9 protein-coding genes are annotated in these 14,201 nt (G+C 44.7%); all 9 read right to left on the bottom strand.

Features of this window, described 5'->3' with window-relative positions; all coding sequences use genetic code 11:
* Positions 1 to 443: 443 nt before the first annotated feature.
* The 9 genes from DP73_RS03250 to xdhB all read right to left on the bottom strand — a co-directional run bounded on the left by DP73_RS03250 (position 444) and on the right by xdhB (position 14,188).
* On the bottom strand, positions 444 to 1,826 hold the full coding sequence (locus tag DP73_RS03250; RefSeq protein WP_034597372.1) for an 8-oxoguanine deaminase: 1,383 nt from the start codon (positions 1,824 to 1,826) through the stop codon (positions 444 to 446).
* Between the two features lie 449 nt (positions 1,827 to 2,275).
* Positions 2,276 to 3,754, bottom strand: coding sequence for a pyridoxal-phosphate dependent enzyme (locus DP73_RS03245; protein WP_034597371.1), 1,479 nt, complete (start codon positions 3,752 to 3,754; stop codon positions 2,276 to 2,278).
* A 36-nt stretch (positions 3,755 to 3,790) separates the two neighbouring features.
* Positions 3,791 to 5,032 (bottom strand): threonine synthase, encoded by a 1,242-nt coding sequence (gene thrC / locus DP73_RS03240; RefSeq protein WP_034597370.1) that lies wholly within the window; start codon positions 5,030 to 5,032, stop codon positions 3,791 to 3,793.
* A gap of 11 nt (positions 5,033 to 5,043) precedes the next feature.
* The gene (gene ssnA / locus DP73_RS03235) at positions 5,044 to 6,372 is read right to left on the bottom strand and encodes a putative aminohydrolase SsnA (protein WP_034597368.1); all 1,329 of its coding nucleotides are present in this window, start codon (positions 6,370 to 6,372) and stop codon (positions 5,044 to 5,046) included.
* A gap of 89 nt (positions 6,373 to 6,461) precedes the next feature.
* Entirely contained in the window at positions 6,462 to 7,667 is a 1,206-nt protein-coding gene (gene preA, locus DP73_RS03230; RefSeq protein WP_034597367.1) for an NAD-dependent dihydropyrimidine dehydrogenase subunit PreA, read from the bottom strand.
* A gap of 82 nt (positions 7,668 to 7,749) precedes the next feature.
* Complete coding sequence (locus DP73_RS03225) at positions 7,750 to 9,099, bottom strand: nucleobase:cation symporter-2 family protein (RefSeq protein WP_034597364.1); 1,350 nt, start codon at positions 9,097 to 9,099, stop codon at positions 7,750 to 7,752.
* 564 nt (positions 9,100 to 9,663) lie between these two features.
* Complete coding sequence (gene ygfK, locus DP73_RS03220) at positions 9,664 to 12,732, bottom strand: putative selenate reductase subunit YgfK (protein ID WP_034597362.1); 3,069 nt, start codon at positions 12,730 to 12,732, stop codon at positions 9,664 to 9,666.
* A 75-nt stretch (positions 12,733 to 12,807) separates the two neighbouring features.
* On the bottom strand, positions 12,808 to 13,314 hold the full coding sequence (xdhC, locus tag DP73_RS03215; protein WP_014902216.1) for a xanthine dehydrogenase subunit XdhC: 507 nt from the start codon (positions 13,312 to 13,314) through the stop codon (positions 12,808 to 12,810).
* Complete coding sequence (xdhB, locus tag DP73_RS03210) at positions 13,307 to 14,188, bottom strand: xanthine dehydrogenase FAD-binding subunit XdhB (protein ID WP_034597359.1); 882 nt, start codon at positions 14,186 to 14,188, stop codon at positions 13,307 to 13,309. The genes xdhC and xdhB overlap by 8 nt, the downstream gene beginning before the upstream one ends.
* Positions 14,189 to 14,201 lie beyond the last annotated feature (13 nt).

The raw sequence follows: 14,201 nt of genomic DNA, 5'->3' as shown, positions 1-14,201 counted from the left end.
TTTAAGTATTGTGCAATAAAACTAGGATTTTAATACGGTATTAAAAACAATTTCTTGTTTTATTATTGAACTTTTTATCTCCCCCTAAAAAAATTCCTTTGGCCTTACTAACACAAATCTAATATGCAATTTCCGTGCCAAATAACGTGTTAAAAGGACCGTCCCCCTAACACGTTCGTCACAATTTTCCAAACAAAAAACAGCACCCAAACATTTTCAGAGTACTGATTTACAATAGTTATTTTCTTTATATGAACCGCTAATAATATTCTGGCCTTACTCTCTCAACAACCCCTCGATTGACTGCCAGCAGCTTTTGTGGGCGGCGATTTATCTCACCACCTAGGGAGGTGGAAGTCTTCTCGCCGCACTTTGATAAATCGCCCTCGAAGTAAGTTAAAATAACCGGATCAAACCCTTACAGGCCCATTAATGCGGGCCCTCTAAGAACTCTTCAAGCCGCGTTCCTTTTGGACAATTTCGCAGGCTACTTGATGAGCCTTTTTTCGAATTTCTTCCGTGTCCTGAGTTAGAAGTTGACCCTTGCGAACAACCACTTTTCCGTTGACGATTGTTGTATCAACAAAGCTATGATTCCCACAGCAAACTATGGAAACCAAAGGGTCGTGGGAACCCGCATAGGCTACGTCCTTCAAATCAATGAGAATGATATCTGCTGCCTTCCCTGGTTCCAGTCGCCCTGTATCGGGTCTGCCCAAGACATCTGCACCCCCACGGGTAGCGCATTTCAGAGTTTCATAAGCCGACAACCCTTCATCCTTATAACGGAGATGGTTAAGCAGATAAGCTCTGCGCACCTCCTCCCACATATTTGAACCGTCATTACTGGCACTTCCGTCAACAGCTATCCCTAGTTTTGCCCCCGCTCTAACCAAATCTGAAGTTGGGCAAATCCCGCTGCCAAGCTTCATGTTTGAACTTGGACAGTGGGCAACCCCCGACCCACTTCGAGCCAGCAGGTTTATTTCTCGTTCGCTAAGATGAATTGCATGGGCAAACCAGACATCAGGTCCTATCCAGCCCACGTCTTCCATTAACTCCACCGGCCGACGTCCATAACGTTCGAGACAAAATTTTTCTTCATCCAGTGTCTCGGCCAAATGGGTATGCAGCATAACCCCTTTTTCTCTGGCTAATAATTGTGACTCCCGCATCAAGTCAAGGCTTACAGAAAAGGGTGAACAAGGGGCCAGCGCTAAGCGTGTCATAGAGTAATCAGAAGGATCGTGATACCTCTCAATCAAACGCTGGGAATCTTTGAGGATTGTCTCCGCGTCCTGAACCACCTCATCAGGCGGCAACCCTCCTTCACTTTTTCCTAAGGACATAGACCCCCGGGTAGCATGGAAGCGAATTCCAATCTCTTGGGCGGCATTAATTTGTGTATCGATGAAATTGCTGGCTTCCCCCCTTGGAAAAACATAATGATGATCCGTGGTTAAGGTGCAGCCCGTGCGCAGCAGCTCACTGAAACCTACCATCGCCCCATAATAGACAGCATCGGGGATGATATGCCGCCAAAACTCATAGAGATTAACAAGCCAGTAAAAGAGAGGCATCCCCTGAACTTCAGGAAGTCCGCGAAATAAGGTCTGATAGAGGTGGTGATGAGTGTTCACCAATCCAGGAAGGACAGCCATTCCCTGAGCGTCAATAATCTGAGGATTATCCATGGGGTTCAAGCTCAAATCCCGTCCTATGGCAGTTATTCTATTTCCTTCTATGAGAAGATCCGCATTCTCCAATATCTCGTCCCGATCATTAAAAGTTATAATATAGGAAGCATTTTTTACCAAAATTGACATTCCACCAGCATCCTTTCTTTGTATAAATCTTTGGCCAGCGCCTACTACAACAACGACGACGAAGACACTGTCTTCGCACGATTTATTCCTTCTTGCAGCACTGTCTTCGCACGTGTTACACCTTCTTGCAGCACTGTCTTCGCACGGATTACTCTTCTTACAGACACTAACTTAGCATGAGTTAACTTAGCGAAGAAGCCTCGGAGCAGAAAGCACCACAGTTGCAGGCACTTATGCTTCAAACGACTAAAACGACGACGACACTGTCTTCCCACACGTTATACTTTCTCGCCGCACAGTCTTCCCACCTCAGCCTCCTTGCAGCATACAAAAACCAAAACTTCCTAATTAGTATAAAAAGAAGCAGTAGTTCCTATGCAAGAACCCCTGCCTCTTTCGAGTTGTTAACTATGAAAATTTTACGAAAAAACGTGTTAAAAGGACCGTCCCTACGACACGCCGGTCATGGCGTTGAACTGTTCGATTAATTTATCCAGTTCGGGAGCCATCTTGTGGAGTCGTCCCCAATAATTGTCATAATCGTACCATTGGGCATTCAGTTCGCTCAAGTCATACTCCTGCTGTTCAATCCAAGTGTAATATTTGAGGTTATGGATGCGTTTTCTGGTTAGATAGGTCAGTTCTTCCATTGAGTCAGTTCTGACACCCAAGACATTTCTATTATGGTCGATGGCGGCATTGACTGCATTGTAGACTTTGCCACGCTCCTCTTCCATTTCTTTCAATCTGGACTGATACATTTCTGCTGAGTCTGTGAGGACAGTAATGACAATATCATCCTCGGTTAACTCATAGTATTTGGCAAATTTGATGCAGGATAAAATATTGGCCGCACCGGAAATTCCTACCCAAGAAAGCTTAGTAATAACCTCTTCCGAGATTCCTTGCTCTCTCAAATAGTCTTGTCCTGCCGGTTCATTAAAGAGACGGAACAGCCCTAAGCTATCATTATCATCAATAGCAATGACCATATCCGTGTTTTTAACATTGTGAACCCAAGGAATATGTTTATCCCCAATCCCCTCAATCCTATGTTCTCCGAAACCATTATCCAGCAAGGTTGGGCATTGTAAAGCTTCACCGACGGCAATCTTAGCATGAGGATACTGATCTTTTAAGTAGTCTCCGCTGCCAAGGGTACCGGCAGAACCGGAAGTTAAGCAAACCCCTGCCAATTTCCCCTTCGCGCCCATTTCAGCTTTGATAATTTCATGCATAGCATTTCCTGTTACTTCATAATGCCAAAGATGATTGCCCAGTTCACCGAACTGATTAAATATCACTACATTATCCCGGGTTCGGCGCAGTTCCCAGGTCTTATCATAGATTTCTTTAACATTGCTTTCACTGCCCGGAGTGGCAATGATTTCCCCGGCAACGGTCTTCAGCCATTCGAAACGCTCTCTGCTCATATTTTCAGGGAGAATTGCAATTGATTTGCAGCCTAATAAGGCAGAATTGTAGGCTCCGCCACGGCAGTAATTCCCTGTCGAAGGCCAAACAGCTTCATGATATTTAGGATCAAATTGTCCCGTTACTAAACGAGGGACTAAGCAAGCAAAACTTGCTCCCACCTTATGGGCACCCGTCGGAAAATACTTTCCTGCCATAGCAATAATTCTGGCTTTAACCCCTGAAATCTCGGAAGGGATTTCCACATAATTCGGCAACGGATTGAATAAACCGCCTTCTTTAACCGGTTGATTCTTCCAAGAAATTCTGAATAAGTTAATTGGGTCAACATCCCATAAGCCGGTTTTCTTCAGCTTCTCTTTAACGGATTCAGGTATCTTATCAGGATCCTTCATTTGCGCCAAGGTAGGGATAACAATATTTTTTTCTTTAACACTCTGTACGGATTTCTTAAGCTGCTCTTCATTAATTTCTAAATTTATCAAGCTTCTCATATTAGTCCTCCTTCAATTCGTGTTAGGATTCCAGCTTTAGACTTTTCCTTCGAGCTTAACCAGCAGTTCCTTTAAGGATGGCTCAACCCTAATAGGCTCACCAACTGCCTTAATGGCGTTTTGAACGTCCTTCAAGCCATTACCGGTTACAATTGAAACTACTTTTTCGTCGGCACCAATCACGCCTTTTTCCACCAAGACCTTAAGTCCTGCCGTTCCTGTTACTCCAGCCGGTTCGCCAAAAATACCGCTGGTTCTACCCAGTTCGCGCATGGCTGCCAGGATTTCCTCATCTGACACAGCAACCATTGTTCCACCGGATTCCCGAACTGCATTTAAAGCCTTATCCGGATTACGAGGCACACCCACAGCAATACTATCAGCGATGGTGTTCTCTTCTTTGGGACGCCAAGGACGATTTTCCACAAAAGCATCCACCAGAGGACAACAGCCCGTTGACTGCACTCCCGCGATTTTCGGTAAGCGGTCAATCCAGCCGGCATTATACAGATCCTTAAAGCCCTTCCAGACCCCTGCTATTGTACAGCCATCCCCCACAGATAGGATAACCCAATCCGGCACCTCCCAGTTTAATTGTTCGGCAATTTCCAGGGCAACTGTCTTTTTACCTTCAACCAGGTAGGGATTGATGGCCGCATTGCGATTATACCAGCCAAATCGTTCAATCGCCTCAGCCGATAGCCTGAATGTATCTTCATAGGATCCTTGAACACTAATGACCGTAGCTCCAAAAATCAGTAATTGAGCTACCTTCCCTTGAGGTGCACGGCTTGGCACAAATATCACTGACTTAATACCCATAGCCGCCGCACTGCCGGCCAAAGAGGAAGCCGCATTACCTGTGGAGGACGCGGCAACTGTGGGTGCCTTTTCCTCTACTGCTTTAATAACAGCAATAATCGAAGCTCGATCTTTAAGAGATGCCGTCGGGTTTTGACCATCATCTTTGACATAAAGATTACTCATACCTAAGCTTTTTCCCAAGCCCTGAGGTTTATAAAGAGGACTCCAGCCAACTCTCAAATGAGGGCGGGCAGAATCCGGTCCGATGGGTAGAAAAGGCATGTAACGAAAAATCGAATAGTCTTTGGACTGAGCCAGCTGCTCACGTGAGGTCAATTGATTAATTACTTTGTAATCATATTCCACATCCATGATACCGCCGGTTTTGCCACACGTCGGGCAGGTATAGGTTCCCGCCACTGCCGGGACTTGCTTTCCACAATCAATACAGCGCAGTCCTAACACATTTTTCATCAAAGATCACCTCAAATTCTATTCCAAAGTGCCTGGGCCAACTCTCTTGAACGAGCACCAATAGCCTCTTCATCAATATCAATGAGCTTTCGATCGAGCATACGCACACGACCATTGATTATGGTTGTTTCAACAGACCTCCCCGAAACACCAAAAAGGAGATGCCCGCTCCAATTGTTTGAACCCAGAGGAGTCGGTGGTACATAGTCAACAACAATAATATCTGCCCAAGCTCCTGGGGTCAACTCCCCAAACTTTCCGCCGAATAAATCCGAGGCAATCTCAGGGTTATTGCCATAAAGCATTTGCGGCACTTCACCCCAAGCAACGCTGGGATCAGCAGAAGCATGTTTGTGCAGGATATTTGCGACTTTGCCGCTCTCGAACATATCACAGGTGTAACCGTCTGTCCCAAGTCCTACCTTAACACCTGCGCTTAACATTTTTAGAACCGGTGTCACACCTACAGCATTTCCCATGTTGGATTCAGGATTATGCACAACTTGGGTTTGAGTAGTCTTTAAAAGGTCTATTTCGTGATCGTCGATATGTACACAGTGTACAGCAATACTTTTTGGTCCTAAGATTCCGAATTTGTTTAGTCGTTCAACTACTCTCATTCCATATTTAGAGAGACTGTCGTCTAAATCTTCTTTTCCTTCGGCAACATGAACGTGAAATCCTGCTCCTAAACGTTTAGCTTCCTCGCTGCACTTCGTCAAGGTTTCATCGGATAAGGTCAGTGAAGCATGGAGTCCAAACATCCCCGCCACCATAGAGTCCGGCTTGGCCTGACACTCCGCAATAAAGTCCACATTCTCTTTAATTCCCTCTTGAGCAATCTCATCTCCATCTCGATCTGAGACTTCATAACAAAATGCAGCCCGCACTCCCATTTCTTTGGCTGCTTTTGCCAAAGTTGATAAACTTCCCGTAATAGCCATTGGGCTGGCATGATGATCGATAATTGTGGTTGTCCCCGTCTTAATACACTCAATCAAAGGAGTTAGGCCGCTATAATAGACGTCATCAATTGTTAACAGTTTATCAAGCTTCCACCAAAGCCCTTCTAAAATATCTCCAAAGCTCTTTGGCGGCTTACTCTTGGAATCCATTCCTCTGGCGAAGGTGCTATAGAGATGCATATGAGTATTAATCATACCCGGCATAATTACTTTTCCACGAGCATCAATGAATTCCGCCTCGGGAAAACGTTTTTGTAAGTCTGGGGTTGAACCGACCTCTACAATTTTACTGTCCTGAATCAGAACCCCGCCGTTCGCAATTACTTGATTACTTTTCCCCAAGGTTAAGACTGTACCGTTTGCGACTAGAATCATACGATCTTCATCCTCTCTATTAAAGTTGGTTAGTTAGTGATCATAAATGTTGATAGCTGCTTATTTTAATAATCCGACATGCAGGTACTCTAAAACCCACTGCTAGGTTTACCATTAGGCCGGATTAAAGATATCGCTTTCATAAAACACATAGAGCGGCAAAGTCCACACCCTATGCATGTATTAACATCCACCCGAGGTTGCCCATCAAATAAGCTGATTGCTCCATGCCCACCGGAATGACAAGCAGTGTAGCAAGCCCCGCAGGCATTACAGGCTTCTTCATTGATTTGGGAAACAACTTGTATCCCTCTGGGAAGTCGAGAATGCTCAACCAGATAGGGCAATGATTTACCAATTACGTCGGTTAGATTTTGAAAACCTTTTTCCATCATCCAACCTTCTAAGCCCTGTTTTAGTTCTTCGATGATTCCTATGCCAAAACGTAAAACAGCAGTGCACAACTGCAAAGTACTGGCTCCCAGAAGAAGAAATTCAGCACAATCCTGCCAAGTTGTAATTCCTCCGCTGGACGCAATATCTAAATTAACCTTTTGGGCAATCTCAGCAGTACAGCGTAAGGCAATTGGTTTCAAGGCCGGTCCGGAAAGTCCTCCATAGGTTGAAACCCCCGCTATATTAGGATAAGGGATTAAGGAGTCTAAATTGACTCCGGTAATACTTTTAATGGTGTTGATTGCACTGACTCCATTAGCACCACTGCGCTCTACCGCTGCAGCCGTGGCAATGATATCGGAATCTGAGGCAGATAATTTGATCACGATGGGAACATCTCCGGCTACTTCTTTAACCCAACCGGCGATTTGTTCAGTTCCTACCGGTTCATCAACTTTAGTACATAGAGTCCATTCAGTACCATGGGGATGCCAGATACTACACTCAATAATATCCGCTCCCGCCTTAACAAAACGCTGGGTTAAGGATTGCCAATCTTCCTTGGTAAAGGCCATAATACTGGGAACGACAACTTTATGGGGAAATTTCTTTTTGAGGACTTTTACATTCTGTTCTACAATATCAACAGAGTGCTCGGAGACAAGATCAATGTTTTGCAGACCGATGAAGGCCTTCTCTCGTTCCACGCTGGTAACCATGGGAAAAACACGACTTACAATTCGGGAATCAACAGCAACAGTCTTTAAGACGGCCCCAGCCCATCCGGCTTCAAAAGCCTGAATCAAACGATCCACATGATCCGTTGTGGGTGAAGGGGCTAAGATAAAGGGGCTATCATGTTTTATGCCGCAATACATAACGGATAAATCAACTGTCATTTTCTAAAACCCCTTCAAATGTACGAATTTAACCATAATCAGCAAAGGGTGAGAGAGGAAACTCTCTCACCCCCCATTACTATTACTCACGAATTCCAGCGTTAGCTTTAAGTTCGTCTAAATCTCCGGCACCTTTGCTTCCATTAAAGAAAGCATTGAGAATAATAGCTGTGATAGAACCTAGGGTAATTCCACTGTGCATAATGGTCTGGCTCCAAGAAGGGAAGTTTTGGAAGAAATTCGGAACCATTACAGGAATGACCCCAATCCCGATACTAATAGCAACAATGAAAATATTCGTATGATTCTTTTCGAAGTCTACTTTGGCCAGGGTCTTAATCCCACTGGCAGCAACGATTCCAAACATTGCAATTCCTGCGCCGCCAAGTACAGCGTTAGGCAAAGAAGCAATGATTGTAGCCATTTTTGGGAATAAGCCTAAAACAACCAAGATTATACCGGATGCTGCAACAACGAAACGACTCTTGACACCGGTTAAGCCGACCAAGCCAACGTTTTGAGCAAAGGCAGTATAAGGGAAAGCATTAAAGACTCCGCCCAGGGCAGTTGCTAATCCATCTGCTCTTAATCCTGCAGTAAGCTCTTCTTGACCGATCTTTTTACCGACCATTTCACCGATAGCTAGGAAGTCTCCGGTGGACTCAACCATAACTACCAGCATAACCAGAATCATGGAGATTATGGCACCGGCATCAAAGATTGGGAAACCGAAGTAAAAGGGTGTTGTGATGCCAATCCAAGGAGCATCAGCCACATCTGCAAAGCTCACGAGTCCAAAGGGCACGGCTACTATAAGACCGATGATCAAGCCTAACAAAACTGCGATATGGGAGACAAAGCCCGTGAACAATTTATTGATGAGGAGAATGCTAATTAGAACGACAAAGGCGATGAAGATAAAGGATAAGGAGCCAAAATTCTTATTTCCGATTCCGCCCCCGGCCCAGTTAATGCCGACAGGCAAGAGAGAAATACCGATAATGGTGATAATTGTACCTGTAACAATCGGTGGAAAGAAGCGTATTAACCTACTAAAGAACGGTGCGGCTAAAAACGTAAACAAACCCGCCACAATAACAGATCCGAAAATCATGGTCATCCCACCGGTCTGAGCCATGATAACCATGGGAGTTACAGCTGCAAAGGTTACACCTTGAATGACAGGGATTTTGATTCCGATTTTCCAAATCCCTAAGGTTTGGAGTAAGGTAGCAATTCCACAAGTGAATAAGTCGGCGTTAATTAAAAAGGCAGTTTGGGCCGGTGTTAACTTTGCTGCTCCGGCGATAATCAAAGGTACAGCAACTGCTCCGGCATACATAGCAAGTACGTGTTGTAATCCATACAAAAAGAGTTTCCCGGGAGGTAACATTTCGTCAACCGGTGCGACACCGTTGTTTGTATTAGCCATTAGTAACTTTCCTCCTTATTTTCAATGCGGTAGAATAAGTAAAACAATAGTCACCTCCTTATGAATGTCGTCCTTGAGATAAGTCCCGCAACTAATTCAAGGGGTTTACTTTGCTCCGAACCACCTTGTAAGCCTAAGATCACTTACAAGGTCTAGAGCAAAAGTATAAATTTGGGGTCAAGGATCCTTGTCAGGCCTATTTACTCCCATGCTTTGTTTCAGTAGCAATATTCGTGCCAACTCGACAGATTGAACTAAAGATGGCTAAGACACGACCTTTTCCTACTGAATTCTCAATAAAGCTTATCGTTTTGATAATCATCTATTGGTAAACTCAGAAATCATTCCCGTCTCATTGCCTTCAGACCACTCTGCTTCGGCACTTATGTAACCCTATCATTTTGATAGGAATCCATACCGTATTGATAACGACGATTCAGACCACCAATACGATCATAAGAAAATTAAATCTTGCTACTGAAACGAAGTTGCGACTCTCTAAGGTTCTTAGAGTCCAGAGAGGCCTCATTTATTTTGAAAATGTGGCCTCTCTCAATATGTGCATTAGTTCAAAACTTTATACAGGTGTTCATAGTCTTTATAAATGGTCCAAATAAAAGCTGAAATCCGATCGTCAATTTTCGCATCTGTATTGCCTGCTTGATCGAACTTCACCTTGGCTGTCTGCTCGTCAAAACGCAGCATAAACTCGCCATTCGAGCCGTTATCCAAGAAGTAGAAGCCAACATTAGGACTATCCATAAAATCTTTTTCCGTCCAGAATAACGTCAATTTAACCTTGTAAGGCTCACTGGAATAGGGACAGAAGGTTCCGCAGTTACCGCAAACGTTACACATGCCGTCTACGTGTAAAATCTGATTCATATTAGTCAAACCCTTGCCATTGACCGGAATCATAAGGTTAGCACGGTTCGGGCAAACCTCTGCACAGATATTACATACCTTGTTGCACTCTAAACAGCGTTCTGACTCTAGTTCGTGATCGGCAACAGGTTTCATAACGCCTTTCTTTTCAGCAATCTCCAGCAACTGTTTTTCATTATCAAAGGATATCTGATTCACATACTCCTGCTTGAAGACACGTTGCTCTTTTTCCAGAATTGCTTTAGCTGCTACAGTACCATGCTTGGCAGCACCAACCACTGTCCAAGGCCCGACGAGAGCATCCCCACCGATGTAGACATTTTCCACGTTGGTTTCAAGGGTGTCTTCATTAACGGAGATCTTACCTCTTTCCCCAATCGCAATACCGTTTTGTTTTAGCAAATCATAATCGATCAGTTCACCAATGGCCGATAACACAGTATCCACCGGCAATTCATCATAAGCACCTTCTATGGCTACCGGTGTCCTACGCCCGGATTTATCCGGTTGACCAAGCTCCATCTTCTGACATTTAAAGATTCCACCGCTTAGGGAAACAGGGGCTAGGAGTTCTTTGAAGATTACGCCATCTTCCTCAGCATAAATCAGTTCTTCATGATCAGCCGGCATGTAATCTTTGGTTCTGCGGTATACGATATAGACATTTTCAACGCCCTTGACTCTGAGAGCAGCTCTGGCAGCGTCCATAGCAGAGTTCCCACCGCCGACAACAGCAACATTCTTCCCTAAATTCAAAGCATCTTTATCGGCATTAAAAGCTTCCAAGAAAGGAATCGCGCCCATTATCCGCTCTTGATCCCCGTCGATTTCCAGATTGTTGGTTTTACCCGCCCCAATAGCCAGATAAACATACTGATAACCTTTAGCTTTGTAATCCGCAACAGAAAAGTTAGGATCAATGCCAAACTCGAACTTTACGCCCATTTTTTCAATAAGCTTAATATCCTTATCAATTGCTTCTCGGGAAATTCTAAAATCCGGGATTACATATTCAACAGTACCGCCAGCCTTCGCCCGCTTGTCGAAGACCGTAACCTCCAGGCCACCTTTAGCCAGGAAGTAAGCAGCAGCCAGTCCGGATGGGCCCGCTCCTATTACCGCCACTTTAGCCGTTGACTCAGGTTTAAGAGTGGGAAGCTTTTGCATATAAGCATCATAGCCTTTTTCCGCTGCAACTAATTTCTGGCCGCGGATATGAACAGATTCGTCATAATCCAACCGAGTACACTTAGTCATACAGTTATGAGTACAAATTGTACCTGTGATGAAGGGGAATGGATTCTTAGAAACAATCACATCAAAGGCTTCCTCATAGCGGCCTTCTCCCACCAAACGGAGATATTCCGGAACATCCTGTTCAATAGGACATCCCACGGTACAAGGAGCGATGAAGCAATCCAGAACCGGCAGCTTAAGCTCAGTCTTACGATTGATCAGGTCTCTCTTTTCCTTGATATGATTGGCATCATCAAAAGCGCTTTCCGCAAGGGTTTTTAATTTCTCCATATCAAGTTTGCCGGTAGCTTTTTTACCCATGAGTGGATCTAAGATATCTGCCATTTGTTTAAAGCGCAGATAGGCCCCGGGCTTCAGCAAGGTTGTGGCAACAGTAATAGGCTGGATTCCGGTTTCAAAGATCCGGTCAATATTAAAGGCATCCGCTCCACCGGAATAAGAGATATTCAGATCCCCATCAAATTCCGAGGCCAATTTATAGGCCAGATTAATGGTTAAGGGATAAAGGGCTCGCCCGGACATGTACATTTCTTCCCCGGGCAGCTCAGATCTGCCAATCTTCACCGGCAAGGTGTTAGACATTTTCACCCCAAAGTCTTTTTTATTCTCTTTAGCGAAGACTTTAAGACGCTTCAACATTTCCACACCATCATTAAACTGAAGGTCATGAGTGAAGGACTCTTCTTTAAGCTGAATATACTTATAGCCCATTTTGTCGAAGGTATTTCTGACATACTCATAGCCTAATAGTGTTGGATTCATCTTGACAAAGGTGTGCAGTTTCTTTTCACTGATTAGGTACTTAATAATAGCCTCAATCTCTGCCGGAGGACAACCGTGCATGGTTGACAAGGTGATAGAGGTACAAATAGTCGGAGATATCCCCTCAACAAAAGCTTGATCAACAAACTTAAACTGATTAACACTCTCTAACAGAGAGGCCTTGCACTTCTTAAAGACCTCAGTATTTGAAGCATCCTTAAGCCCTTCAATGAATTCATCAACTTTGGGAGATTGAATACCCTTCAGGTCATAGCCAACGCTCATATTAAACATAAAACGTCGGTCACTTTGCCCAAACAACTCTTTTTGTAGAATATGAAGGGCAAACCAAGCTTTTACGTACTCATCAAAAGCGCCCATGATCGGGAGTTCTGTTGACCACTCAGTGTTATAGCACTCATCTTCCGCCAAAATACAAGGCTTAGGAATCTCTAATTCGTCCATGATTTGAACTGATTTCAATTCAAAGAAACGACTTCCGCTTAGATAGGAAGCAATAATATTTTGAGCCAACTGAGTATGGGGACCGGCTGCCGGACCCACAGGAGTGTCCATAGTCTCTCCAAAAAGTCCAATTTGGTTATCGTTTTTCTTTTGGAAAAACTTAACGTCAGAAACCCCAAAGATGGTATGAGATCGTTTGTACTCCTCCAGCATCCAATTCACGAGCTTCGGGAAGGGAATCGGGATCATTTTATCACTCATCATTATTTACCAAGCCTCAATTCTCTTAATATAATTTAAACCTGCCGAGGAAGCCAAGACTTCCTCGGCAGAAATCTGTTATTCCCCTTTATAATGAGGGCTGTCAACACAAGTGCAAACATGTCCCTCTAAAGACTTTTCAGCTGCTTTTAAAATATTTTGATACCCTGTACAGCGGCACAAATGTCCCGACAGCTCTCGCTTTAACTCTTCCCGGGTGTAATCTTTTCCACTCTCTTTTAAGGCGGTAGTGGTTAATACCAGCCCGGGAGTACAGAACCCGCATTGTACAGCACCTTCGTCAACAAAGGCTTTCTGCACCTCAGAAAGCTCGCCATTCTTTTCAGCCACACCCTCAATGGTTCGAATCTCCTTGCCATCAGCCCAAACTGCCAGGTAAATGCAAGTATCCGTAGGAACACCATCGATAAGGACACTACAGGCACCACATTCTCCTACCCCGCACCCTTGCTTGGCACCGGTGAAGCCCAAATGACTTCTTAAGACATCCAGCAAGGACTCTCGCACATCCACTTCAAAATTATAAGCTTTTCCATTCACGGTAAAGGCAATTCGTTTATACAACTTCCGCACCTCCTGCACTGACAACCGCCGTCTTCAAAGCTCTTTGAGTGAGCTCTTCCACTAAATGTTCCCTATATTCTTTGGAAGCCCGCCATGAGGTTCGCGCCTTCGTGGATTTCACTGCCAGCTTCCCGATCTCCGCCAGGGTATCCGAAGAGATTTTCTTACCCTTGGCATACTCTTCCGCTTCAAGACATCTCAAAGGTGTAGGGCCGGCGACGCCCAGGCCAATTCTAACCTCTTCGAAACTTCCACCTTGTACTTTACAAACAACAGCTACTCCCAGGGTGGCGATGTCCATAGCTTCACGCATGGCAAACTTGATATAATGCCCAGCAAAGCCCTTGTAGTCTTCGGGAGCTATGCGCACCTCTGTCAGAATTTCCCCGGGATTAATGGCAACCTTGCCGGGCCCTAGATAAAACTCCCGGATCGGAACAACCCGTTCCCCATTTTTACTTTCTAATTTCAGCTGAGCGTTGAGAGCAAACAAGGATGAGGCGCTGTCAGCCGATGTGGCACCGTTACAAACGTTTCCACCGATGGTCGCAATGTTTCTGATTTGCGGCCCCCCCATAGAGATGGCTGCTTCCGTTAAAATCGGAATTAAATCCTTCAGGATGGTGTTATGAAAAACCATAGAAAAGGTTGCCATAGCACCGATAACAATCGTCCCATCATCTGCTAAATCAATTTTTTCCAAGGATTTAATCTTACGCAGACTCAGGAGCTCAGCATCTTCCAGTTGCCCTCCGTGCATTTTGATGAGCACGTCAGTACCGCCGGCAATTATTTTTAGATTAGGGTTTTCCGCAAGCAGGGCAGTTGCTTCGCTCACGGTTTCAGCATCGTAGTATCCTTTAATATCGTACATCTCATCACCGCCT

It is taken from the genome of Desulfosporosinus sp. HMP52 (assembly GCF_000765145.1).
Taxonomy (GTDB): Bacteria; Bacillota; Desulfitobacteriia; order Desulfitobacteriales; family Desulfitobacteriaceae; genus Desulfosporosinus.
This window is presented reverse-complemented; position numbering and strand designations above follow the sequence as displayed.

Excerpts from the sequence above, each read along its gene's own strand:
- DP73_RS03250 (WP_034597372.1), bottom strand. The coding sequence starts at position 1,826 with ATGTCAATTTTGGTAAAAAATGCTTCCTATATTATAACTTTTAATGAT.
- DP73_RS03245 (WP_034597371.1), bottom strand. The coding sequence starts at position 3,754 with ATGAGAAGCTTGATAAATTTAGAAATTAATGAAGAGCAGCTTAAGAAA.
- thrC (WP_034597370.1), bottom strand. The coding sequence starts at position 5,032 with ATGAAAAATGTGTTAGGACTGCGCTGTATTGATTGTGGAAAGCAAGTC.
- ssnA (WP_034597368.1), bottom strand. The coding sequence starts at position 6,372 with ATGATTCTAGTCGCAAACGGTACAGTCTTAACCTTGGGGAAAAGTAAT.
- preA (WP_034597367.1), bottom strand. The coding sequence starts at position 7,667 with ATGACAGTTGATTTATCCGTTATGTATTGCGGCATAAAACATGATAGC.
- DP73_RS03225 (WP_034597364.1), bottom strand. The coding sequence starts at position 9,099 with ATGGCTAATACAAACAACGGTGTCGCACCGGTTGACGAAATGTTACCT.
- ygfK (WP_034597362.1), bottom strand. The coding sequence starts at position 12,732 with ATGATGAGTGATAAAATGATCCCGATTCCCTTCCCGAAGCTCGTGAAT.
- xdhB (WP_034597359.1), bottom strand. The coding sequence starts at position 14,188 with ATGTACGATATTAAAGGATACTACGATGCTGAAACCGTGAGCGAAGCA.